The organism is Arthrobacter sp. 01T425, assembly GCF_056398725.1.
Genome location: NZ_JBFTPY010000002.1, coordinates 36,166 through 60,482 on the forward strand (window position 1 = coordinate 36,166; position 24,317 = coordinate 60,482).

Below are 24,317 nucleotides of genomic sequence, written 5' to 3' on the forward strand. Positions count from 1 at the left end.
CGGATCATGACGTTCAACGCTGCATCCTTTGCTGCCCAGGTGGCGGCCCTCCTCATCGTTCTGGCGGCCGTGCACAAGCCCCTGGGCATCTACCTGGCCCGGGTTTTCGAGGGCAAAACGTCATCCCGGCCCGAGCGCCTCTTCTACCGGCTGGCCGGGGTCGACGCCGACACCGAGCAGACTTGGTCCGTCTACCTGCGCAGCGTCCTGGCGTTCTCGGCCGTGTCCATTCTGGCCGTGTTCGGCCTCCAGCGGCTGCAGGGCGTCCTGCCGGGCAGCGGATCCCTGCCCGGCGTGGATCCTTGGGTGGCCATGAACACGGCCATTTCGTTCGTGACCAACACGAACTGGCAGACCTATGTACCGGAGACCACGGTAGGCATCTTTGTGCAGATGGCCCTGCTTGCGGTGCAGAACTTCCTTTCTGCCGCCGTCGGGATCGTCGTCGTTATCGCCCTGATCCGAGGCATCGCCCGGACCCGCACCGACCGGCTGGGCAACTTCTGGGTGGACCTGGCCCGGACCTCGTTCCGGGTCCTGTTGCCGATCGCGTTCGTCGCGGCTGTGGTGATGGTCCTCGGCGGTGTGGTGCAGAACTTCTGGCCTACGGACGTCGTCAACCAGGCGTCCGGGGTCAGCCAGACCATTCCCGGCGGTCCCGTCGCCTCCCAGGAAGCCATCAAGATCCTGGGAACCAACGGCGGCGGCTACTTCAATGCCAACTCGGCCCACCCGTTCGAAAACCCCAACGCCTTCATCAGTCTTTTTGAGGTGTTCCTGATCCTGCTCATCCCCTCGGCGTTGCCTTACGCCTACGGCCGGATGGTGGGCGACCAGAAGCAGGGCTATACGGTGGTCGCCGTGATGGGCACCCTGTGGCTGGCTTCGATTTCGCTGATGGGTTGGGCCGTGGCTGCCGGGCAGGGAACGGCGACAGCGGCCGCCAGCGGATTGGGCGAGGGGTTTGAACAGCGCTTCGGCCCCGTGCCAAGCGCGATCTTCGCTACCTCCACCACTCTGACCTCCACCGGCGCCGTCAACGTCGCCCACGATTCGCTGCCGCCGCTGGCCGGCGGAATAGCCATGGTGAACATGATGCTCGGCGAGGTCGCTCCCGGCGGAACCGGTTCCGGGCTCTACGGCCTGCTGATCCTGTCGATCATTTCCGTCTTCATCGCAGGTCTCATGGTCGGGCGCACCCCGGAGTATTTGGGCAAGAAGATCGGCCCGACGGAAATGAAGCTCGCCGCCATGTACATCCTGGTCACCCCGACCCTGGTGCTGGCCCTGTCCGGAATCACCGTCCTGCTGCCGGACATCATGGCCAACGCGCCAGCAACCGGTCCCCACCAGTTCAGCGAAGTGCTCTACGCCTTCACGTCCGGGGCCAACAACAACGGCTCCGCGTTTGGTGGCATCACCACCTCCGGCCCCTTCATGTCGGTCATGATGGGCCTGGGCATGCTGCTGGGCCGGCTCCTCCCGATTGTCCTGGTGCTGGCCCTGGCCGGCTCCCTCGCCCGTCAGGGCAAGGTTCCCGCCTCCGCCGGCACCGTCCCCACCCACGGCCCACTGTTCGGCTCGCTGCTGCTCGGCGTGACAGTGATCATGACCGCCCTGAGCTACTTCCCGGCCCTTGCCCTCGGACCCCTCGCAGAAGGACTCCTCAAATGACCCGGTCTCACACGGCATTAGCCACGGACACCGACGCCCAGACCTACGCCGACGGCAACCCCCTCGGCACCCCCGGCGAACACAAGCACCACACCAAGGCCCCGGCAAAACTCACGTTCGCGTCCGTCCTCGCGGCCCTGCCGCTCGCGGTCCGCAAACTCTCCCCGCGGCAGATGATCCATTCCCCGGTCATGTTCACCGTGCTGGTGGGGGCTGGCCTGTGCACGGCGATCTCCCTGTACCGGCCGTCGGTGTTCGGCATCGCGGTCACAGCCTGGCTGTGGCTCACCGTCCTCTTTGGCACGCTGTCCGAATCCATCGCCGAGGGCCGGGGCAAAGCCCAGGCCGACAGCCTCCGCGCCAGCCGCAAAGGCGTCCAGGCCCGGCTCCGCCAGCCCAACGGCACCACCCGGGACGTGCCCGGCACGGAGCTGCGTCTCAATGATGTGGTGATCTGCGAGGCCGGGGACGTCATCCCCTCGGACGGCGAAGTCATCGAAGGCCTGGCGAGCGTCGACGAATCGACCATCACCGGCGAATCAGCCCCGGTGATCCGCGAATCCGGCGGTGACCGGTCCTCCGTCACCGGCGGCACGAGGGTCCTCTCGGACCGGATTGTCATCCGCATCACGGCCGAGCCTGGACAGACGTTCATCGACCGGATGATCAAGCTGGTGGAGGGCGCCGTGCGGCAGAAGACTCCCAACGAAATCGCGCTGCACGTCCTGCTGGTGTCCCTGACCATCGTGTTCCTGGCCGTGACGATGTCTCTGGCACCGTTCGCCGCCCTGGCCGGCGCCACGCCGTCTCCGATCGTGCTTGTCGCCCTGCTGGTCTGCCTGATCCCAACCACCATCGGGGCCCTGGTCCCTGCGATCGGCATCGCCGGCATGGACCGCCTGGTCCAGCACAATGTGCTGGCGACCTCCGGCCGTGCCGTGGAGACCGCCGGGGACATCACCACACTGTTGTTGGACAAGACCGGAACCATTACCTACGGCAACCGCCGCGCCGTCAATTTCTTCCCCGCCAACCAGGTGGACAGGACCCAACTCATCGAGGCCGCACGGGTCTGCAGTCTGGCCGATGAAACCCCCGAGGGACGCTCTATCGTGGACCTCGCCGCGGACAAGGGCGTGACCGGGTCCGATCTGGCCACACTTGAACGCTCCTCCGGCAATTTTGCCGTGGTTCCCTTCAGCGCCAGCACCCGAATGAGCGGGCTGGACCTTGACGGGCTGCAGATCCGAAAGGGCGCGGCCTCCACGGTGGCGGCGTTCGTTGCCGACTTCGGCGGGCACACTCCGGCGGAGGTCGACCACCGGGTACAGGAAATCTCGGCCCAGGGCGGCACCCCCCTGCTGGTCGCCCAGGTGGACAAGGAGGGCCGGGCGGACATCCTGGGAACCATCCACCTGGCCGACGTCGTCAAACCCGGCATGCACGCCCGCTTCGCCGAACTGCGGCAAATGGGCATCCGGACCGTCATGATCACCGGCGACAACCCCATCACCGCCAAGGCCATCGCCGCCGAAGCCGGAGTCGACGATTTCCTGGCCGAAGCAACCCCGGAGGACAAGCTCGCGGTCATCAAAAAGGAACAGGCCGCAGGCCGGCTCGTGGCCATGACCGGTGACGGCACCAACGACGCCCCGGCCCTGGCCGCGGCGGACGTCGGCGTCGCCATGAACTCCGGAACCCCGGCCGCGAAGGACGCCGCGAACATGGTCGACCTCGACTCCGACCCCACCAAACTCATCAACATCGTCGGCATCGGCAAGCAGCTGCTCATCACCCGCGGCGCCCTGACCACCTTCTCTGTCGCCAACGACGTCGCCAAGTACTTCGCGATCGTCCCGGCCCTCTTCACCGCAGCCTTCCCCGGGCTCGGACTGCTGAACATCATGGGCCTGTCCACCCCGGCCTCAGCCATCCTGTCCGCAGTGATCTTCAACGCCCTAATCATCATCGCCCTGGTGCCGCTGGCTCTGCGCGGGGTCAAATACCGTGCCGTCTCCGCCAACCAGGCGCTGGCGCGGAACCTGCTGATCTACGGGCTCGGCGGCCTGATCGCACCCTTCATCGGCATCAAAATCATCGACCTCATGATTTCCCTCATCCCCGGAATCGGCTAGGAACACCCCCATGAACGCACTCACCGGCTACCTCCGCCAGGCCGGCACCGCACTGCGGTTCCTGCTCTTTGCCACACTGGCCCTCGGCGTCGCCTACCCGCTGGCCGTTTTCGGCATCGCACAGCTCATCGCGCCGTATCAGGCGAACGGCTCCATCATCAAGGACGCCGCCGGCGACCCGGTCGCGTCTGCCTTGATCGCCCAGTCATCCGCTAACGACGCCGGCGCCCAGGACCCGCGCTGGTTTCACCCCCGGCCCTCGGCCGTGAAGTGGGACCCGGCGTCGTCCTCGGCCACCAACTTCGGGCCCAACGATCCGAAACTGCTCGAGGCCGTCGCCGCGAACCGGGCCGCCGTCGCCGCCGCTGAAGGCGTGGATGCGGCAGCGGTGCCGGCCGACGCGGTGACGGCCAGCGGTTCCGGACTGGACCCGGACATTTCACCCGAGTACGCCAAACTGCAGCTTGCGCGGGTGGCAGCAGCGAACGGCCTGAGCACTGACGCCGTTGCGTCCCTGGTGGAGCAGCACACCAGCAGTGGGTTAGTCGCGTTTCTCGGCCAGCCGTCGGTCAACGTGACTGCCCTCAACCTCGCCGTGGCGGCGGCCGCGCTGCCGTCGCAGCCGGCACAATCCAAGTGAGAGAATGACGGCATGGCACGTGGAACGCTGCGGATCTTCCTGGGCGCCGCGCCGGGTGTGGGCAAGACCTACGAGATGCTCGAAGAGGCCCACCGGCTCGGCAAGCGCGGCGAGGACGTCGTCGTCGCGTTCGCCATGGACCACGGCCGCAGCGAGACAGGGGCGCTGCTGGAGGGACTCGAAGTCATTCCACCCCGGAAGCTGCCCTACCGGGACACGGAGTTCGAGGAAATGGACCTCGACGCTGTCCTGGCCCGGGCGCCAGGGACCGCGATCGTGGACGAATACGCCCACTCCAACATCCCCGGCAGCCGCAATCCCAAGCGCTGGCAGGACGTCGATGCGCTTCTGGATGCCGGCATCAACGTGCTCTCCACCGTCAACGTCCAGCATCTGGCGTCCCTGGGCGACGTTGTCAGCGCCATCACCGATGTCCACCAAGCGGAGACGGTGCCGGACGCCGTCGTCCGGAAGGCGGACCAGATCCACCTCGTGGACATCTCCCCCGAGCTGCTCCGCCAGCGCCTGGGCGACGGCAAGATCTACGCTGCCGACAAGATCGACGCCGCCCTCTCGAACTATTTCCGCCTGGGCAACCTCACGGCATTGCGTGAACTGGCTTTGCTGTGGCTCGCCGACCGGGTGGACGAGGGCCTGGCCAAGTACCGGGCCGAACAGGGCATCGACGAAAGCTGGCCGGCCCGGGAACGCATCGTGGTCGGGCTGACCGGCAGCCCCGAAGGAGAAGTCCTGATCCGCCGCGGGGCCAGGATCCTCAACCGCGTCAGCGGTGGGGACCTGCTGGCGGTCCACGTCCGGTCCGCCGATGGCCTCGCCGAGGAGTCGCCCCAGGCGCTGGAAGCCCAGCGCCGCCTGATCCTGGACCTGGGCGGCAGCTATCACATCGTGACTGGCGAGGATCCGGCTGCCGCGCTCCTGGACTTCGCCCGCAGCGTCAACGCCACCCAGATCGTCGTCGGCATCTCGCGGCACAAAAAGCTCGCCGGCCTGGTCGGAAATCTGCTCGGCGGCGGGGTCGGCACCCGGGTGGTCCGCGATTCCGGCGACATCGACGTCCACATGGTCTCCCATCCGCTCGGCGGCCGGGGAACCCGCCCGCCACGGCAGCGGGACCTTGGCCGCATCCGGGTGGCCGCCGGGTTCGGTCTTGCTGTGCTGCTCCCGGTGGTCCTGCAACTCCTGCTGTCGCTCTTGAATCCGGAACAGAATGTGGCTGCGGCCATGCTGGTCCAGCTCACCGGCTCGGTGGCGGTGGCGTTGATCGGCGGGTTGTGGCCGGCCATCCTGGCCGCACTGTGGAGCAGCCTCCTGGTGAACTACTTTTCGACCCCGCCGCTGGGCAACCTCACCATCAGCGATCCCCAGAATTTCCTGGCGCTGCTGGTGTTTGTAGGCGTCTCGGCCGCCGTCGCCCTTGTGGTCGACCTATCGGCCCGCCGCTCCAAGGAGGCCGCGCGGGCCCGCGCCGAAGCCACGACGCTCGGTGACCTGACGCGCAGTGCCGCCGGCTCGGAGGACACGGTCCAGGCATTGCTGGAACAAGCCCTGAGCGTCTTCCAGGTCCGTGGTGCTGCTGTTTTCAGCCTGGGCTACGGCCTCGGCCTCGCGGACGGCGACGGCGGAGCCAGCCCGGACCGGCAGTGGCGTCTCCAGGCCGCCGTAGGTGAAATTCCTGCCCTGTCCGCTGACGGGACCGGAAGCGATGCCGCCGGCGACAACGTCGAAGAAATCGACGCCTCCACGCGCCTGGTGCTGTTCGGACGGATTCTGCCCGCAAGCGACCGGCGCCTTCTGGGGGCGTTCGGGGTTCATCTGGCAGCGCAGCTGGAACGACAGCAGCTGGTGGCGAGCCGGCGGGAGATGCTGCGCCTGGCCGAGAGCAACACGATGCGCACCTCCATCCTCCGGGCCGTTTCCCACGACCTGCGCACGCCCCTGGCCGGGATCAAGCTGGCCGTCGGCGGACTTCGGCACGACGACGTCCATTTCACCAAGGAAGAGGAGAAGGAGCTGCTGGCTACGATAGAGGAGTGTTCGGACAGGTTGGACGCGCTGGTCGGCAATCTGCTGGACATGTCCCGGATCACGTCGGATGCCGTCAATCCCCTGCTCAAACCCGTGCGCTGGTATGAGGTCATCCCGGGTTCCCTGAGCGCCGTCCCCGCGGGGAGGGTCCGGGTGGACCTGCCTCCAAACATGCCGGAGATTGAAGCCGACCCTGGAATGCTGGAGCGGGTGATTGCGAACATCGTCGAGAACGCCGTGAAATATGCCCCCGACTCGGACATCGTCCTGGTCGGGGCGGCCGGCGGGCTGAGCCCGGCGACTCTCGGGGGGCGTCCTGCCGGCGAGCTGCGGATCATCGATCACGGCCGGGGAATCCCTGCGGAGAGTGTCCTGGAAATGTTCCGGCCATTCCAGCGGCTCGACGACGCCCCGCAGGCCACTGGGATCGGGCTCGGGCTTGCGGTAGCGAAAGGGTTCACGGACGCCATGGGTGGGAGCCTGACCGCGGAAGCTACACCGGGAGGAGGGCTGACGATGATTATCCGGCTGCCGTTGTCGACGGGGACCCCGTATGACGGGCACCGGGCCCAGGCCCCGTTCGAGCCCCGCTCGCTGGTGGCGCGCCGTGGTCATGCGCTACCCGTCACGTCCGGACCGGACGCAGCATGACGGCGGTCCTCGTCGTCGACGACGACCCGCATCTGCTCAGGGCCCTCCGGATCACGCTCCAGGCCAACGGCTACGCCGTCACCACCGCCGTCGACGGGACCTCAGCACTGCTGGCGGCCACTCAGAACCCGCTCTCACTCATCATTCTGGACCTCGGCCTGCCTGACATTGACGGGACCAGCGTCCTCAAGGAGCTGCGCGGCTTCAGCAGCGTGCCAGTTCTGGTGCTGTCCGCCCGGCACGGCTCCGAGGACAAAGTTGAGGCGCTCGACGCCGGCGCGGATGACTACATCACCAAACCGTTCGGCCTGGACGAGCTCCTGGCCCGGCTGCGCGCCCTGCTGCGCCGCAGCGTCGAACCGGAGCACGAATCAGTGGTCAGGACCGATGCCTTCACCGTGGACCTTGCCAAGCACCGGGTGACCAGGGACCACGAGGACGTCCGGCTGACCCCCACGGAATGGAAGATTCTGGAGGTTCTGGTCCGCAATCCGGAAAAGCTCATCACCCAGCAGCAGCTGCTCTCCAAGGTCTGGGGTCCGGCCTACGCCAAGGAGACCAACTACCTCCGGGTTTACATGGCCCAGCTCCGGCGCAAACTGGAGCCGGACACCGCCAGCCCCCGCCACCTGCTCACCGAGGCCGGCATCGGCTACCGGTTCATGCCCTGAGTTCCGCTGACGCGCAGACACGCTGGCGGTCGATGACACTGACGTTTCCCTCCAGGCAACCCGGCCATGGATACTGGGGCAATGACTAATCGCAGCCCGCTCAACAGGGACGATGCCGGTCCGTCGCCACTGCCTGAGATCCCGGCGCAGCTGCGGGCCGTCCTAAACGGAATCCCGGCACTCGTGGGCTATTGGGACACGGGACTCCGCAACCGCCTGGCCAACGACGCCTACTGCGAGTGGTTCGGTTTCGCACCCCAGCAGCTTCACGGCATGCATGTCCGGGACGTGCTCGGCGAGACCGTCCTGGAGGCCAACCTGCCGCACATCGAGGGAGCGCTCGCCGGGAAGCGGCAGCAGTTCGACCGGACCCTGGTGGATGCCGCGGGCCAGTCTCGCTTCACCGAGGTGACCTACACCCCCGATACCCAGGACGGCGCGGTGCAGGGCTTCTTCGTCCTGGTCACGGACATCACCGAGCGTGTCCTGGCCGACCGGCGCCGGCAACGGGACATGGACCGGTACCGCGCCCTGGCGCGGAGCGTCCCCGGCGTCTTTGTCCTCCTCTTCGACGCCGAGCTGCGCTACCTGATCGCCGAAGGCCAGGAGCTGGAGACCTTCGGCTACCGCAGGGAAGAGCTCGAAGGCCAGCGCATCCAGGACGTGCTCAAGGGCAATCTCGCCAGCGAGCTCGAGCCGCGCTACCTCGCTGCCCTCGCTGGCCGCGAGGTGTCCTGGAGCCGGCAGATCGGCCACCGTACCTACCGGCTGAACGCCGGGCCGGTCTACTCCGACGACGAGGCCGCGGCCGGCATGGTGGTGGCGGTTGATATCACCGAGCGCCTGCAGCAACAAAAAGTTTGGGAGGCTTTGCACGAGATAGCCACCGAAGTTGCCCGTAATGCGGCCCCCGCAGCCATCTCTGAGCGGGTCGCCGCGATTGTCCGCGACCTGTTCAACGTCGATTCCGCCGCCGTCGTCCGTTTCACGGGCGCATCCTCGGCGGAAATCGTCGCCATGGCGCCGACGCTGCCGCCGACGCTGAGCCGGCGGCAGATCTTCGCACCGACGGACGAGTCGGCCACTGTCCGGGTGGCCGTGACCGGCAAGCCGGCCCTGGTTCGCTACCGGGCGGAAGGTGGACAGGCAGCGGAGCAGATGCGGGCCGGCGGCTTCCAGTCTGCGGCGGCGGCGCCGATCCGGGTCCGCGGCAGCCTGTGGGGCGCCGTGAGCCTGACGTCGAAGTCGCGCACCGGGGTCACGGAGGCGATGATGGAGCGGCTGGCCCAGTTCGCGGAGCTCGTCGAGATCGCCATCGGCAACACGGAGGCCCGGACCGACCTCGAACAGCAGGCCACTACCGATGCCCTCAGTGGCTTGCCCAACCGGCGGGCCTTGGAACGGCACCTCGCCGAGCATGTTGCGCAGGCCCGGAGCCGCGGGACAAGCCTGAGTGCCGTCGTCCTGGATATCGACCACTTCAAGAGGGTCAACGACACTCACGGCCACCTGACGGGCGACGTGGTCCTGGCGGAGGTCGCGGCCAGGCTCCGGGCGGTCGCCCGCGCCGAGGAGATCGTGGCCCGATTCGGCGGCGAGGAGTTCGTGTGGCTGCTCCCGGAGACGGACGGCGCCGAGGCCCTGCGCGCCGCCGAACGCGCCCGCAAGGCCATCGCGTCCGAACCGTTCGGGGAAGTTGGTTTCCTGACAATCTCCGCCGGAGTCTGCGAGCAAAGCGACGCCGCGGCCGGCTCGCTCCTGGACTGCGCGGACCGGGCCCTGTACGAGGCCAAGAACGGCGGCCGCAACCGCACGTCCCGCTACGGCCACGCCAGCCCGGCACGGAACAGCCCGGCACAGAACGGGCCGGCATGGAGCGGCCAGGCGCGGGACGGCGCTGACACACTCGGAGCCTAGATCCCGCGGGAGCTTAGACGAAAGCGGACTTTCCCGTCACGGCCCGCGCCACGATCAGTGAATTGATTTCGTAGCTGCCCTCATAGGTATAGAGAATCTCGGCGTCGCCGAAGAGCTTGCCCATCTCATAGTCGCTGCTGATGCCGTTGCCGCCCATGAGGGACCGTCCCATCGCCACCGAGGCACGCGCCAGCCGCGTGGTGGTCGCTTTGGCCATGGCGGCCTGGACCATCTCGAGCTTGCCCTCTTCCTGGATGCGCGCCAGCTGGGCCATCAGGGCCAGGGAGGCGGTCGCGTTGCCCAGGATCTCGGCGAGCTGCTGCTGGATGAGCTGAAAGCGGGCGAGTTCCTTGCCGAACTGGCGGCGCTTCAGCGAATAGGCGCGCGCGACGTCGAACGCGGCCAGCTGGATGCCGGCACCCTGCCAGCCCACCCAGGCCCGCGAATCGCGCAGGAGCTCGTTGGCCTTGGAGAAGCTGGTGGCGCCGGGCAGCAGGTTGGCCGCCGGGATCCGGACCTCGTCGAGGACGATGTCCGCGTTCTGCATGATGCGCAGGCCGATCTTGTTGGCGATCTTGGTTGCGGTGTAGCCCGGACGGTCCGTCTCCACGATGAAGCCCTTGATGTGCTGGTCAGCGACGTCCCGGGCCCACACGAGGGCGAAGTCCGCGATGGTGCCGGCGCCGATCCAACGCTTGGCGCCGTTGAGGACCCACTCGTCGCCGTCCAGCCGCGCGGTGGTTTCCAGGCCGCCGGCGATGTCCGAGCCGTGGTCCGGCTCCGTCAGGGCGAACGCCCCGAGCTGGGTGAACGCGGTGAGGCCAGGGAGCCAGCGCGCCTTCTGTTCCTCCGAGCCCAGCTCGTCGATCATGCCGACGATCAGCTCGTTGTGGATCCCGACGAGCGCGGAGAGGGAGACATCAGCGCGCGCCACCTCGACATACATGAGCCCCTTGAAGAGCTTGGACGTGCCGTCCGTCTGCAGCCCGCCCAAACCGTATTTGCCGAGTTCGGCGAGCAGCCCGAAGGGAAACTCCTCGCGGTTCCAGTAGTCGATTGATGCGGCCCGGATCCGGGACTGCAGGAATTCCCGGACCTCCTGGTAGCGGAGCTGTTCGTCCGGCGGCAGCAGATCCACGATGTACATGAGGTCGGCGTCGGGAAACGGCGGCTCCGCCGCGGCTTCGGGTGCGGCGACGGCTGTGTTTTCCGCTGTGTCTGATCCCGCTGTGTTTTCCGCTCTCGCGGCAGGTCCGCTGGCACGTCCTTGTGGCTGCACGGGCACGTATCCCTTCGTCATGCAACGCCTGCAGAGCAGCGCCGCCCTTCCAAACCCTTGGATGTCCTAGTATATTGCACAGTGACGGGGATCACTAGGCAGGCACGGGCCGGGCCGGTGGATCCCAGGCAACGGCGCCGTGCCACCGACCGCCCGGAACGGCAGCGCCAGAGGACTTCGAAAGGTGCACCATGACCGTGACTGAGGAATTCCGGGCCGCAAGGGACCGGCTGCTGGCCCTGCGCGGGGACTACGACGGCGCCCGCAACGAATTCCAGTGGCCCCGCTTCGAGGAATTCAACTTCGCACTGGACTGGTTCGACCAGCTCGCCGCGGACCCGGCCAAGGCGGATAAGCCTGCGCTGGTGATCGTTGAACAGGACGGGTCCGCGACCCGGCGCAGCTTCGCTGACCTCTCCCGGCGCTCGTCCCAGGTGGCTAACTGGCTGCGCGGGGCAGGTGTGCGGCGCGGGGACCGGATGATCATCATGCTCGGCAACCAGGTTGAGCTCTGGGAACTCATGCTGGCCGGCATCAAGCTGGGGACCGTCATGATTCCCACCACCACGCTGATGGGACCGGCCGACCTCCAGGACCGGGTGGAACGCGGCGGTGCGGCCTGGGCCGCCGTCGGCAGTGCCAACATCGCGAAGTTCGCCGACGTCGCCGGCCAGTACAGGCTGATTGAAGTCGGCGCCAGCGCCGGGGAACCCGCCGCCGCCCAGGCCAATGCCCTGCAGTACTACGGCGCGGATGCTGCCGCGGCCGGTACGGATTTCACCCCCGACGCCCCCACCCTGGCCGACGAGACGCTCCTGCTGTACTTCACCTCGGGCACCACGTCCAAGGCCAAACTCGTCGAACACACGCACACGTCCTACCCGGTGGGGCACCTGTCCACGATGTTCTGGATCGGCATGGAACCGGGCGACGTGCACCTCAACGTGGCCTCGCCGGGCTGGGCCAAGCACGCCTGGTCCAATGTATTCACCCCCTGGATCGCCGAGGCGTGTGTGTTCATCTACAACTACGAACGCTTCGACGCCAGGGCCCTCATGGAGCAGATGGACCGCGAATCCGTGACCAGCTTCTGCGCCCCGCCCACGGTCTGGCGGATGCTGATCCAGGCCGATCTCACCCTGCTCAAGAACCCGCCCACCAAGGTGGTGTCCGCCGGCGAGCCGCTCAACGCCGAGGTGATCGACCAGGTCCACCGCGCCTGGGGCCAAACCATCCGGGACGGCTTCGGCCAGACCGAATCGACCGTGCAGATCGCGAACACGCCGGGCCAGCCGATCAAGATCGGCGCCATGGGCAAGCCGCTGCCCGGCTACGACGTCGTGCTTGTGGACCCCGCCACGGGTGAGGAGGCCGACGACGGCGAGCTCTGCCTGCGCCTCGACCCCCGCCCCGTGGGGCTCATGAAGGCGTACTACGGCGACCCGGACAAGACGGCGGAGGCTTTCCGCGACGGTTACTATCACACGGGGGACATGGCGAGCCGGGACGAGCGCGGCATCATCACGTATGTGGGCCGCGGCGACGACGTCTTCAAGTCCTCCGACTACCGGCTGTCCCCGTTCGAACTGGAGAGCGTGCTGATTGAGCACCCGGCAGTGGCGGAGGCTGCCGTCGTCCCCTCTCCCGACCCGCTCAAGCTGTCGGTGCCGAAGGCCTTTGTGGTTCTTGCGGCCGGCCACCAGCCGGGCCCGGAGTTGGCCGAGGACATCCTGCGGTACTGCCGGGAGCACCTGGCGCCGTTCAAAAGGATCCGCCGGCTGGAGTTTGCCGAGCTCCCCAAGACGATCTCCGGCAAGATCCGGCGCGTGGAGCTGCGGCACAGCGAGGAAGTGCGCCACGGCGGCGGGCCCGTCCCGGAAGGCCTCGGCGTCGAGTACTCCGACTCCGATTTCCCCGGGCTCAAGGGTCAGGGCTGAACATGGGAACACCGCTGCCGCGAGATCCGATTGCCGACGCCCGGCTGAACTGGGAGCGCCACGGCTGGTCCGACGTCGCCGCCCCGATGGCCGCCATCACCGCCATCATGCGGACCCAGCAGATCCTGCTCGGCCGGATCGAGGCGGTGCTCAAGCCGTTCGGGCTCACCTTTGCCCGGTACGAGCTGCTCGCGTTGCTCAGCTTCGCCCGCAGCGGGGCGCTGCCCATGAACAAGGCGAGCGCGCTGCTGCAGGTCCACCCCACCTCAGTCACCAATGCTGTGGACCGGCTCCAGGAGGCCGGGCTGGTGATCCGCTCGCCGCACCCCACGGACGGCCGCACCACCCTGATCGAGCTCACCCCGGAAGGCCGCACCCTGGCCAAACGGGCGACGGCGGTGCTGAACTCCGAGGTCTTTGGCCAGTCCGGCTTCGCGGACCAGGACGTGGACCAGCTGATCCGGATCCTGGGCACGTTCCGCCGGAACGCCGGTGATTTCAGCGGCTGAGACCCGGGTGCCGGGCACCGGGTGAAGCCCGGTGGCCGCGGCTAAGATCATGAAGTGAAAAAACAATCCTGCGGTGTCTGCGGTTCGAGCGTGTACTTTGAAAATTCGGTCTGCCTGCACTGCGGAACTAACTTGGCATACCTGCGGAACGCCCGCGCCATAGTCGCAACAGGCAGTCAGGGACAGTACACCGATGAGTCGGGAGCCACTTGGCACCGGTGCGCTAATTTTTTGCTTTCCGGTTGCACTTGGCTTGCCCCGGAGGGCGGCAGTCAGTGCTTCAGCTGTGAGCTCACGCGGACTCGCCCGAACGACAGCGATGCCAAAGGCCTATCGCAGTTCATTGCGGCTGAGCGGGCCAAGCGTCATCTCATTGCTGAGCTCGATGGGCTGGGCCTGCCGATCATCACGCGCGCAGAAGACCCTGATGGGGGACTTGCTTTCGACCTGTTGTCCAGTGTCAAGGAAAATGTGGTGATTGGTCATGCTGACGGTGTGATCACCATCAATCTGGCCGAAAGCGACGATGCCTATCGGGAACGAATGCGTACCCAACTCGATGAACCGTACCGGACGATGCTCGGGCATTTCCGGCATGAAGTGGGGCATTATTTTGAGACGGTGCTGGTATTCAGCGATGACGGACGAACGCGCGAGGCGCGTAATCTCTTTGGCGACGACACCAGGGATTACCAGGCAGAGATAGACCGCCACTACAGCGAAGGCGCCCCGGCGGACTGGAATGAACGGTTCATCTCAAAGTACGCAACCATGCACCCCTACGAGGACTTTGCGGAGTCGTTCGCCCATTACCTCCACATCTGCGACACCCTCGACACCGCCCGGGAATTCGGACTCATCCCAGGCACTCCCCGGGGGACCTCTTTCCAGGAAGTTGTGGAAACCGAATGGCTGCCGCTCTCCCTTGCCCTGAACCAGGTCAACCGCAGCATGGGGAAAGATGATCTTTACCCCTTCGTCCTTTCCGCCGCAGTTATCGACAAGCTTGAGTTCGTCCACGGGCTGCGAACCTCAGCGACGGCCGCCGGCTAAGGAACGCCCCGCCCGCTGACCCCGCCCGCTGACAAGAAGGGCGTCCCGGCAGACAGCACGAAGAAAACAGTCTCCGACCCTTCGCTTCTTGGCGTTCGGCCGTCAGGGACGATGGCCCGCGAAGCCGGGCAGGAGCTATTTTGTGCGGGATCGGACCGGAGTATCGTGGTTCCGGCAGGACGGTTCCGTCCGGCCAGGCAGTAAGCAGTGCTCACAGCGCGTCCATTGGCGATCGCCTAGGAGTGGCCATGACTTCGCCCAGCGTCCCCATACCGCAGCCTCCCACGAGGCCGGTGGTCGGCAATTTGCCGGACATCGACTCCAGCAAGGGAATCCTGGGAATAGTCGAGCTGGCCGAGCGGTACGGCCCCATAGTCCGCATCCAGTTCTTCAACCGCAGTATCGTCGCCATCTCTTCCCAGCAGCTCGTCAACGAGGTGTGCGACGAGTCCCGGTTCGGCAAAGTGCTGGGCGTTGCCCTTCGGCAGGTGAGGCAGTTCGCCGGCGACGGCCTGTTCACCGCAGATACACAGGAACCCAACTGGCAAAAGGCACACCGGATCCTGATGCCGGCGTTCGGGCCTGCAGCGCTGAAGCGGATGTTCGCCGGCATGGACGACATCGTTGAGCAGCTGCTGCTCAAGTGGGAGAGGCTGGGCCCCACGGCGCGGATCGACATTCCGGACAGCACCACCCGCCTGACGCTGGACACCATCGCCCTGTGCTCGTTCAGCTACCGGTTCAACAGCCTCTACCGGGAGGAGATGCACCCGTTCGTCGGCGCCATGGTCCGCGCCCTGGTTGAATCCGGGGACCGGGCGCGCAGGCTCCCGGTGCAGAACAAGATCATGCTGCGCAGGCGGCACCAGCTCGAGGAAGACCATGCCCTGATGTTCGAGGTCGCCGAACAGATCATCAGTGACCGGCGGCGCAACCCCAGCCCGCCCGGCAGCGAAGACATCCTGGACACCATGCTCAGCGCGGCGGACCCGGTGACCGGTGAGCGTCTATCCGATGAAAACATCCGCTATCAGATGGTCACGTTCCTGATCGCCGGGCACGAGACTACCAGCGGCTTGCTGTCCTTTACGCTCTACGAACTGCTGCGCCATCCGGGCGTCCTGGCCAAGGCGCGTGCACAAGTGGACGAGGTCCTTGGTACCGAAAGCGCCAGGTTCGAGCACCTGCCCCGGCTGGGATACCTGGACCAGATCCTTAAGGAAACGCTACGGCTGTGGCCCACCGCTCCGGCGTTCAACGTGACTCCTTACGAGGACACGATGCTCGGCGGCCGCTACGAAGTCCCCGCGGGCCAGCCCATCATGGTCCTGATCCCGCAACTGCATCGGGACAAGGCGGCCTGGGGCGAGGACGCCGGCCTCTTTGACCCGGAGCGGTTCTCCCCGGAACGGGCCGCCGAAATCCCCGCCAATGCCTGGAAGCCCTTCGGCAACGGGCAGCGCTCCTGCATCGGCCGGGGATTTGCCCTGCAGGAGGCCATGCTCTTCCTGGCCAAGCTCCTGCAGCGCTTCGAGGTCACGGCGGCGGACCCGGGCTATGAGCTGCAGATCAAACACACGCTGACCATGAAGCCTGAAGGGCTGTTCATCCACGTGCGCAGGCGGGACGTCACCATCGCGGCCAGCCCCCGGGCCGACGTCGAACAGGCACGGCAGGCCGAAGCCGCAGCGGCGGCCGCCGCGCCCAACGGCGTCCCGATCCGGGTGCTCTACGGTTCCAATGCAGGCACGTCCAAGGACTTCGCCCAGCGCCTCGCCAACGACGCCGGACGGCGCGGCTACAGCCCCACCATCGGTCCGCTCGACGAGGCGGCCGGCGGGTTGCCCACGGAGGGGCTCGTCGCGATCGTGACGTCCTCCTACGAGGGGCAGCCGCCGGACAACGCCCGAAAATTCGTGGCCTGGACCGAGGGCCTGCGGCCGGGCGCCCTCGCCGGGGTCCGGTACACGGTTTTCGGCAACGGCAACAAGGACTGGGCGAGGACGTACCAGGAGGTGCCCAAGGCCATCGACGCCCGACTCGAGGCAGCCGGTGCCACGCGGATCTATGCCCGGGGCGAAGCCAACGCCCGCGGCGACTTCTTCGGCGATTTCGAAGAGTGGTACGCGGGATTCTGGCCCGCGGTGGACGCCGCCCTGGGGCAGCGGACCAGCCAGCCGACAGCTCAACCCGAGCTGGAACTGCAGTTCGTCGGCAACGTCCGGGACCCGATGCTGCGCCAGAACGGGCTGGCGCTGGGCACCGTCGTCGCGAACCGGGAACTGGTCGATCTGGCCAAGCCCGGCGCCCGGTCCAAGCGGCATGTCGAGATCGCCCTGCCCGAGGGGATGAGCTACCGGACCGGGGATTATCTGGCCGTGCTGCCCCTGAATCCCAGCGAACTCGTGCAGCGGGCCCTGGCCCGTTTCAACCTCGACTACGACTCGCACGTCCAGCTGACCATGGAGCGCGGGGACACCTTCCTGCCCACGGGCGCGCCGGTGGCGGTGGGCGAACTGCTGAGCAGCTACGTGGAGCTCGCAGTCCCCGCCACCCGCACCCAGCTCGAGGACCTGGCGGATGTCGCGGCCGATCCTGCCCAACGCGCCGAACTTGAGGCCCTGGCCCAGGACCGCGGGCGGTACGCGGCCGAGATCCTCGACAGGCGCGTTTCCATCCTTGACCTGCTGGAGACGTATCCGTCATGCCAGCTGTCGTTCACCTCGTTCCTGCAACTGCTGACCCAGCTGACCCCCCGGCGGTACTCCATCTCCTCGTCCCCGCTCTGGAGCCCCGACCACGTGACCCTGACCTTCGCCGTCATCCAGGCTCCGGCGTGGTCCGGCCGCGGGGTCTTCGAAGGGGCCTCGTCCACCTACCTCGCCCAGGCCAGGCCCGGGTCAAGGGTCGCGGTTACTGTCCGCCCCTCGAACGCGGCCTTCCACCCGCCGCCGTCCCTGGCGGTCCCGCTCATCATGGTCTGCGCGGGGACGGGACTGGCCCCCTTCCGCGGGTTCGTCCAGGACCGGGCGCTGCGGGCCGAGGCCGAGGAGACGACGCCGGCACCTGCCCTGCTGTTCTTCGGCTGCCGCGCCCCGGACACCGACTTCCTCTACCGCTCGGAACTCGCGTCATGGGCGGACCAAGCCAACCTCGATCTGCGGCCGGTCTTTTCCACCGCACCCGAGGACGGCCTGAAATACGTCCAGGACAGGCTCTGGGCAGACCGGGCCGACGTCGTCGAACTGGTCCGGCAGGGCGCCACGGTCTATGTCTGCGGCGACGGCAAGCACATGGCGCCGCAGGTCCGGGACACGTGCGGCCTCATTTACCAGGAAGCGACCGGCGCCTCCAAGGCGGAGGCCGAGGCCTGGATGGATGAGGTGGAGCGCACCCACGGCAGGTACGTGGCCGACATCTTCACCTGAGGCCGCCCCGCCGCTCCCACGGCCGGCCGGTGCCGCCTAGCGGTGGTTGAACTCCGGCTGCCGCTTCTCGGTGAAGGCGGCCATGCCTTCCTTCTGGTCCTCGGTGGCGAACAGCGAGTGGAACACGCGCCGTTCAAACAGCACGCCCTGGGCAAGCCCGGTCTCAAACGCGGCGTTCACCGCTTCCTTGGCCACCATCGCCACCGGCTTGGATTTGGACGCGATCACCTCGGCGGCCTTCAGTGCCTCCTCGACGACGTCCGCGGCGGGGACCACCCGGGACACCAGGCCCGCGCGTTCGGCCTCCTCGGCGTCCATGAAGCGGCCGGTCAGGATCATGTCCATCGCCTTGGACTTGCCCACTGCGCGGGTCAGGCGCTGCGAGCCGCCCATGCCGGGGAGCACGCCAAGGTTGATTTCCGGCTGGCCGAACTTGGCGTTGTCCCCGGCGATGATGAAGTCGCACATCATCGCCAGCTCGCAGCCGCCGCCGAGCGCGAAGCCGGACACGGCTGCCACGACGGGGATGCGGAGCCGGGTGAAGTCCTCCCAGCCGCGGAACCAGTCCGCCGCGTACATGTCCATGTAGCCCTTGGACTGCATTTCCTTGATGTCCGCGCCGGCAGCAAAGGCCTTCGCCGAACCGGTCACCACCACGGCACCGACCCCCGGGTCCGCGTCCATCCCGGCGACTGCCTTCACCAGCTCGTCCATCGTGGCCTTGTTCAGGGCGTTGAGGGCCTCGGGCCGGTTGAGCGTCACGAGGCCCACGCGGCCGCGGCGCTCCACCAGGATGTTTGCGTACTGTTCCGTCATGGGTGGTCCCCTTAGGTGGTGCTGGTCTGGTTCTGGTTCTGATGTTGCGCGTTGGCTTCGGTCCGGGACTAGTGCCCGGCCGTGCCTGCCTCGGATTTGCCTGCTTCCGACTTTTCCCGGATGTCGGTGATGATGCCCGAGAAGTCCCGGCCGGCACCGCCTTCCGCGGCAAACGTATCGTAAATTTCGGCCGCGAGCGGCCCGAGCCGGGCCGCGACGCCGGTGCTCTGCAACGCGTTGAGGGCCAGGTTGAGGTCCTTGGCCATGAGCGCCCCGGCGAAGCCAGGCTGGTAGTCCCGGTTGGCGGGGCTCGTCGGGACCGGACCGGGCACGGGGCAATTAGTGGTCAGCGCCCAGCACTGTCCCGAGGCGGCGGAAGCGACGTCGAACAGCGCCTGGTGGGTCAGGCCGAGCTTCTCGCCCAGCACAAAGGCCTCACTGACGGCGATCATCGAGACGCCCAGGATCATGTTGTTGCAGATCTTGGCCGCCTGGCCGGCACCGTGCGCGCCGCAGTGGACCACCCGCTTGCCCATGACTTCCAGCAGCGGATTGACGGCCTCGAAGTCCTCCGGGAGGGCACCGACCATGAATGTGAGCGTGCCGGCCTCGGCGCCCACCACACCTCCGGACACGGGGGCGTCGACGGCGCGGTGGCCGGCCGCGACCGCGAGTTCTGCGGCCTCGCGGGCCTCGTCCACGTTGATGGTGGAGCAATCCAGGAACATGGTGCCCGGGGCGGCGGCTTCGAGCAGGCCGGGCGTACCGCCCGTGCCGCGGTAGGCGTCAAGGAGGTGCTTGCCGCTGGGCAGCATGGTCAGCACGACGGCGGCGCCCGCCGCCGCCTCGACAGCCGTCCCGGCAGTGGGAATGCCGTGCTCCCGGGCGGCGTCCAGGGCCGCCGGCACGACGTCGAAGCCGGTCACCCGGTAGCCGGCCTTGACCAGGTTGACGGCCATGGGGCCGCCCATGTGGCCCAGGCCGAGGAAGGCGATGGTGCCGGTATCCGGGGCTCCTGCGTCAGACATGGTTCTTCTCCTTGTTGTTCTCCGCGTTGTTCTCTTTCGGAGAGAGTTTCAGTTCGCGCCCGCCCAGCGGGGCGAAGTAGGCCGCGACGTCCGTCCCGGTGACCTCGGCGAGGGTGGCGGGCTTCCAGCGGGGATTGCGGTCCTTGTCCACCACCTGGGCGCGGATGCCTTCGCGGAAGTCCGGGCCGTCGAGGAAGCGCAGGCCGACGCGGTACTCCTGCTCCAGCGCCTGCTCCAGGTTCAGGCCGCGGACCCGGCGCAGGGATTCCAGCGCCACCTTGACTGCCGTCGGCGACTTGGCCTCGATGGTGTCCGCGGCTGCGGCGGCTTCCCCGCCCGCCTCTCCACCGAAGGCCCGCAGCCGGCGCAGGATTTCCTCGGCGTCGTCGCTGGAGTAGCAGGCGTCGATCCATTCCTGCTGTGCGGCCAGGACTGAAGCCGGTGCCGGTTCGGCGAATCGGGCCACAGCGGCCTCGGCCGCCTCGGTTTCGAGCGCTGCCGCCAGGTCCGGCAAACGGTCGGAGGGCACGAAGCAGTCGGCGAGGCCCAGGAACAGTGCGTCCGCGCCGCTCAGGTGGGCTCCGGTCAGGGCCGCATGGGTGCCGGTCTCCTCCGGCGAGCCGGAGAGCAGCAGGGTGCCGCCGACGTCGGGAACAAACCCGATCGTCGTTTCGGGCATGCCCGTGCGGGTGCGTTCGGTGACGATCCGTACGGAGCCGTGGGCCGAGATCCCCACGCCACCGCCCAACACCAGCCCGTCCATGAACGCGACGTACGGCTTGGGGTATTCGGAGATGAGCAGGTTCAGCCGGTACTCGACGGCCCAGAAGTCTGCGGTGGCGTCCCCGCCGTCGAGCATGTCCCGGTAGATGGCCACGATGTCACCGCCGGCGCAGAGGCCCCGGTCCCCGGCGCCGCGGACCAGCACCGCAGCCACGGCGTCGTCGTCGGCCCAGAGCGTGAGCTGTTCGAGCATCGCGGCGGCCATGCCGGCCGTCAGGGCGTTGACGGCCGCGGGCCGGTTGAGGGTCACGACGCCGAGGTGGCCGCGCCGTTCAAACGTCACTTCCCCTGCTTCCCCGGCCAAGGGTTCGCCTGCCGCTGCTCCACTGTCCGCTACCCGCGCAACGTCCGCCCCCATCAGCTGCCTTCCGGCATGATGAAGCTGGCGCCCTGGCGGATGCCGGACGGCCAGCGGCTGGTGACCGTCTTGGTCTTCGTGTAGAAGCGGAAGGCGTCGGCCCCGTGCTGGTTGAGGTCGCCGAATCCGGACGCCTTCCAGCCGCCAAAGGTGTAGTAAGCAATCGGCACGGGGATGGGGACGTTGATGCCCACCATGCCCACCTGGACCCGGCTGGCGAAGTCCCGGGCGGCGTCGCCGTCGCGGGTGAAGATGGCCACGCCGTTGCCGAACTCGTGTTCGCTGCAGAGCCGGAGGGCCTCGTCGTAGTCTTCGGCGCGGAGCACGCTGAGGACCGGGCCGAAGATTTCCTCCTTGTAGATCTTCATGTCCTTCGTGACGTTGTCGAACAGCGTGGGTCCGATCCAGAAGCCGCCGTCGTAGCCTTCCACCTTCAGGCCGCGGCCATCGGTCACCAGGCTCGCGCCTTCTTCGACGCCGGAGGCGATGTAGCCTTCGATCCGGTCCTTCGCGGAGGCCGCCACCACCGGGCCGAAATCGGAGTCCTTGGCGAGGCTGTGGCCGACCTTGAGGCCGGCGATCCGCTCCTGCAGCTTCTCCACGAGGACGTCCGCGGTCTTCTGGCCCACCGGAACGGCCACCGAAATCGCCATGCAGCGCTCGCCCGCGGAGCCGAAGCCTGCCCCGATCAGGGCGTCCGCGGCCATGTCCAGGTCCGCGTCGGGCATGATCACCATGTGGTTCTTGGCGCCGCCGAAGCACTGCGCGCGCTTGCCGTTCGCCGCGGCGGTGGCGTAGATGTACTGGGCAATGGGCGTGGAGCCGACGAACCCGATGGCCTGGACCCGGGGATCCTCCAGCAGCGCGTCCACCGCTTCCTTGTCCCCGTTGACGACGTTGAAGACGCCATCGGGGAGGCCCGCTTCGGTGAAGAGCTCGGCCAGCCGCAGCGGCACGGAGGGATCCCGTTCGGAGGGCTTGAGGATAAAGGCGTTGCCGGCGGCGAGCGCCGGCCCGGACTTCCACAGCGGGATCATGGCCGGGAAGTTGAACGGCGTGATGCCGGCTACGACGCCGAGGGGCTGGCGCATCGAGTGCACGTCGACGCCGGTTCCGGCGTTGTCCGAGAACTCGCCCTTGAGCAGGTGCGGGGCGCCGGCGGCGAACTCGACCACTTCGATGCCGCGCTGGATGTCGCCCTTGGCGTCCGGGAAGGTCTTGCCGTGCTCGGAGGACAGCAGGGTGGCGAGTTCGTCCATGTGCTCGTTGACCAGGTCCACGAACTTGAGCAGGATCCGGCCGCGGCGCTGCGGATTCATCGCGGCCCATTCCACCTGCCCCTTTTCGGCGCTGGCGATGACGTTGCGCACCTCCTCGGTGCTGGCCAGCGGCAGCCGGGCCTGGACCTCGCCGGTGCAGGGATCATAGACGTCGCTGAACCGGCCGGAGGTTCCCTCAACCCGCTGCCCGTCAATGTAATGGGATAGTTCTCGAACCATGACCGAATGCTCCTTTGCATGTGACCTAGATCATCTCTGCAGCCGAATATACTCGGACTTCCTACTAATTTCCAGAGGACGGAGCCGGCCGGCGGCTTCGTCCGGGGGCCAAGTTCGGTAAGTTAGGGACTGTGAAGATTGCTACCTGGAATGTGAACTCGCTCCGTGCCCGCGCCGACCGTGTGGAGTCCTGGCTTCAGCGCACGGACTGCGACGTCCTGGCCATCCAGGAAACCAAATGCAAGGACGAGAACTTCCCCTGGGAGCTCTTCGAGAACATGGGCTACGAGGTGGCGCACTTCGGCCTGAGCCAGTGGAACGGCGTCGCGATCGCCTCCCGGGTGGGACTCGACGACGTCGAACGCACCTTCCTGGACCAGCCCGTGTTCGGCAAGAGCGGCAAGGACGCCGTGCAGGAGGCCCGCGCCATCGGCGCCACGTGCGGCGGCGTCCGGGTCTGGAGCCTCTATGTCCCGAACGGCCGCGCCCTCGACGATGAGCACATGCCCTACAAGCTCAACTGGCTGGACATCCTGAAAAACCACGCCGGCACCTGGGTCAAGGAGGACCCCGAGGCGCAGATTGCGCTGATGGGCGACTTCAATATCGCCCCCCTGGATGATGACGTCTGGGACATCGACTACTTCCGCTCCGGAGGCCTCACCCACGTCAGTGAACCTGAGCGGGCCGCCTTCCATGCCTTCGAGGAGGCCGGCTTCCAGGATGTCGTCCGCCCGCACACCCCGGGGCCCGGCGTCTACACCTACTGGGATTACACGCAGCTCCGCTTCCCGAAAAAGGAGGGCATGCGGATCGACTTCATCCTCGCCTCCCCGGCCCTGGCGGCACGGGTCACCGGTGCGATGATCGACCGCGAGGAGCGCAAGGGCAAGGGCGCCTCGGACCATGCCCCGGTGATTGCGGAACTGGCGGACTAATGGCTGCCGGCCAGGGAAGCGTCGTGATCCAATGACGGGGAGCATCTACCACGGACAGTCCGGGCTGCCGTTCTCTTCCGCGCTCCGGATCTACGAGCCCCTCGAGGCGTTCCCCGAACAGCAACGGAAGACCCTGGAGGCCGCCGGCGCCGGCCAGGCGTCCCGCGCGGCTGTGGAGAACGCTGAGCTCCTGGCGTCCCTGGGCCGCATCACCCGGCCCGACGGGGATCCGTTTCCCACCGGCCGGACCGATCTGGTGCGCGTTGTCGCGGCCCCGGCCAGGCGGGCCCCGTCCGGCGCAGCGCACGACGCCGCCACGTCCGGGACTGCGGCTGCCCCGCAGCCCGACCGGTTGCTGTACTGCCCCAGCCAGCTGGTCCTCCGCGCCGGGCTGGCCGCCAATGCCCTGATGGAAGGCATCCACGGGCCCCTGGCCCAGCTGCTGATCCCGGAAGAACAGCGGGACAAACACCAGGAACGCATTGATGAGGTGCGCGCCCACGATGGCCTGAGCCGGGTCCACACCAGGGCGTCCACGTGGGGCATTCCGTTCAGCTGGTTCTGCCTTTTCCAGGAATCGGATCCCACCGACGTCGTCGAAGCCGACGGCCACATTGTGACGGTCCGCATCCGCGCCGGCATCAGCAACGCGCTGGAGCGGGTGAGCTATGCGGTGGCGCACCTGGCCCTCGCCGCGCCCGATCTCGACATGCTTGAGGACCTGACCCAGTTAACGGAATGGCTTGAGCTCTTCCACCCGGACTCGGCGGTGGAACTCGACTACGGCGGGGTGGCAGACAAGGTCTATCCGGATGATTCGCCGCTGGACGTACGCCTCGGCATCGAGTGCCTGGCGGAGGGGGACATGACCGGCGCCGCCGCGGCCTACCGCCGGCTGGCCTCGCGTTGGGTGCCGATCCGCCAGCTGGCCCGCGCGTCCTAGCGCGGCCCGAAC

17 protein-coding genes are annotated in these 24,317 nt (G+C 67.5%); 12 read left to right on the forward strand and 5 right to left on the reverse strand.

Going from position 1 to position 24,317, the window contains the following annotated elements; translation table 11 throughout:
* Positions 1-6 precede the first annotated feature (6 nt).
* The 6 genes from kdpA to AC1DNG_RS04025 all read left to right on the forward strand — a co-directional run bounded on the left by kdpA (position 7) and on the right by AC1DNG_RS04025 (position 9,734).
* A complete protein-coding gene (gene kdpA, locus AC1DNG_RS04000; RefSeq protein WP_476851792.1) occupies positions 7-1,674 on the forward strand; it encodes a potassium-transporting ATPase subunit KdpA in 1,668 nt (555 codons plus the stop codon).
* A complete protein-coding gene (gene kdpB / locus AC1DNG_RS04005) occupies positions 1,671-3,809 on the forward strand; it encodes a potassium-transporting ATPase subunit KdpB (protein ID WP_476886687.1) in 2,139 nt (712 codons plus the stop codon). Before kdpA ends, kdpB begins: the two co-directional genes overlap by 4 nt.
* 10 nt (positions 3,810-3,819) lie before the next feature.
* A complete protein-coding gene (gene kdpC, locus AC1DNG_RS04010; RefSeq protein ID WP_476886688.1) occupies positions 3,820-4,449 on the forward strand; it encodes a K(+)-transporting ATPase subunit C in 630 nt (209 codons plus the stop codon).
* Between the two features lie 12 nt (positions 4,450-4,461).
* Positions 4,462-7,146: a DUF4118 domain-containing protein gene (locus AC1DNG_RS04015; RefSeq protein ID WP_476886689.1), complete on the forward strand. Its 2,685-nt coding sequence runs from the start codon at positions 4,462-4,464 to the stop codon at positions 7,144-7,146.
* The gene (locus AC1DNG_RS04020; RefSeq protein ID WP_476886690.1) at positions 7,143-7,817 is read left to right on the forward strand and encodes a response regulator; all 675 of its coding nucleotides are present in this window, start codon (positions 7,143-7,145) and stop codon (positions 7,815-7,817) included. The genes AC1DNG_RS04015 and AC1DNG_RS04020 overlap by 4 nt, the downstream gene beginning before the upstream one ends.
* 81 nt (positions 7,818-7,898) lie before the next feature.
* Positions 7,899-9,734 carry a sensor domain-containing diguanylate cyclase gene (locus AC1DNG_RS04025; protein ID WP_476886691.1) on the forward strand — a complete coding sequence of 612 codons (1,836 nt, stop codon included), beginning with the start codon at positions 7,899-7,901 and terminating at the stop codon, positions 9,732-9,734.
* Positions 9,735-9,747: 13 nt separating this feature from the next.
* Here AC1DNG_RS04025 and AC1DNG_RS04030 read toward each other — a convergent pair whose 3' ends face one another.
* The gene (locus AC1DNG_RS04030) at positions 9,748-10,881 is read right to left on the reverse strand and encodes an acyl-CoA dehydrogenase family protein (RefSeq protein WP_243181414.1); all 1,134 of its coding nucleotides are present in this window, start codon (positions 10,879-10,881) and stop codon (positions 9,748-9,750) included.
* A 323-nt stretch (positions 10,882-11,204) separates the two neighbouring features.
* Here AC1DNG_RS04030 and AC1DNG_RS04035 point away from each other — a divergent pair, with 323 nt between their 5' ends.
* The 4 genes from AC1DNG_RS04035 (at position 11,205) to AC1DNG_RS04050 (ending at position 17,940) form a co-directional block, all read left to right on the forward strand.
* Positions 11,205-12,950, forward strand: coding sequence for an AMP-binding protein (locus AC1DNG_RS04035; protein ID WP_476886692.1), 1,746 nt, complete (start codon positions 11,205-11,207; stop codon positions 12,948-12,950).
* Between the two features lie 2 nt (positions 12,951-12,952).
* Positions 12,953-13,459, forward strand: coding sequence for a MarR family winged helix-turn-helix transcriptional regulator (locus AC1DNG_RS04040; protein WP_028277447.1), 507 nt, complete (start codon positions 12,953-12,955; stop codon positions 13,457-13,459).
* A gap of 54 nt (positions 13,460-13,513) precedes the next feature.
* Entirely contained in the window at positions 13,514-14,512 is a 999-nt protein-coding gene (locus AC1DNG_RS04045) for a zinc-binding metallopeptidase family protein (protein WP_476886693.1), read from the forward strand.
* A 248-nt stretch (positions 14,513-14,760) separates the two neighbouring features.
* Positions 14,761-17,940 (forward strand): bifunctional cytochrome P450/NADPH--P450 reductase, encoded by a 3,180-nt coding sequence (locus AC1DNG_RS04050; RefSeq protein ID WP_476886694.1) that lies wholly within the window; start codon positions 14,761-14,763, stop codon positions 17,938-17,940.
* A gap of 36 nt (positions 17,941-17,976) precedes the next feature.
* Here the strand turns inward: AC1DNG_RS04050 and AC1DNG_RS04055 are convergent, their stop codons facing one another.
* From AC1DNG_RS04055 to AC1DNG_RS04070, 4 genes are all read right to left on the reverse strand, one after another.
* Entirely contained in the window at positions 17,977-18,756 is a 780-nt protein-coding gene (locus AC1DNG_RS04055) for an enoyl-CoA hydratase (protein ID WP_223914579.1), read from the reverse strand.
* 68 nt (positions 18,757-18,824) lie between these two features.
* Positions 18,825-19,784: a 3-hydroxyisobutyrate dehydrogenase gene (gene mmsB / locus AC1DNG_RS04060; protein ID WP_476886695.1), complete on the reverse strand. Its 960-nt coding sequence runs from the start codon at positions 19,782-19,784 to the stop codon at positions 18,825-18,827.
* A complete protein-coding gene (locus tag AC1DNG_RS04065; protein WP_476886696.1) occupies positions 19,777-20,925 on the reverse strand; it encodes an enoyl-CoA hydratase/isomerase family protein in 1,149 nt (382 codons plus the stop codon). Before AC1DNG_RS04065 ends, mmsB begins: the two co-directional genes overlap by 8 nt.
* Positions 20,925-22,424, reverse strand: a complete 1,500-nt coding sequence (locus AC1DNG_RS04070; RefSeq protein ID WP_476856194.1) for a CoA-acylating methylmalonate-semialdehyde dehydrogenase — start codon at positions 22,422-22,424, stop codon at positions 20,925-20,927. The genes AC1DNG_RS04065 and AC1DNG_RS04070 overlap by 1 nt, the downstream gene beginning before the upstream one ends.
* Before the next feature lie 131 nt (positions 22,425-22,555).
* Here AC1DNG_RS04070 and AC1DNG_RS04075 point away from each other — a divergent pair, with 131 nt between their 5' ends.
* Both AC1DNG_RS04075 and AC1DNG_RS04080 read left to right on the forward strand, forming a co-directional pair.
* Complete coding sequence (locus tag AC1DNG_RS04075; RefSeq protein ID WP_476859440.1) at positions 22,556-23,362, forward strand: exodeoxyribonuclease III; 807 nt, start codon at positions 22,556-22,558, stop codon at positions 23,360-23,362.
* A 31-nt stretch (positions 23,363-23,393) separates the two neighbouring features.
* A complete protein-coding gene (locus AC1DNG_RS04080) occupies positions 23,394-24,305 on the forward strand; it encodes a DUF8083 family protein (protein ID WP_476851804.1) in 912 nt (303 codons plus the stop codon).
* The last annotated feature ends 12 nt before the right edge of the window (positions 24,306-24,317 follow it).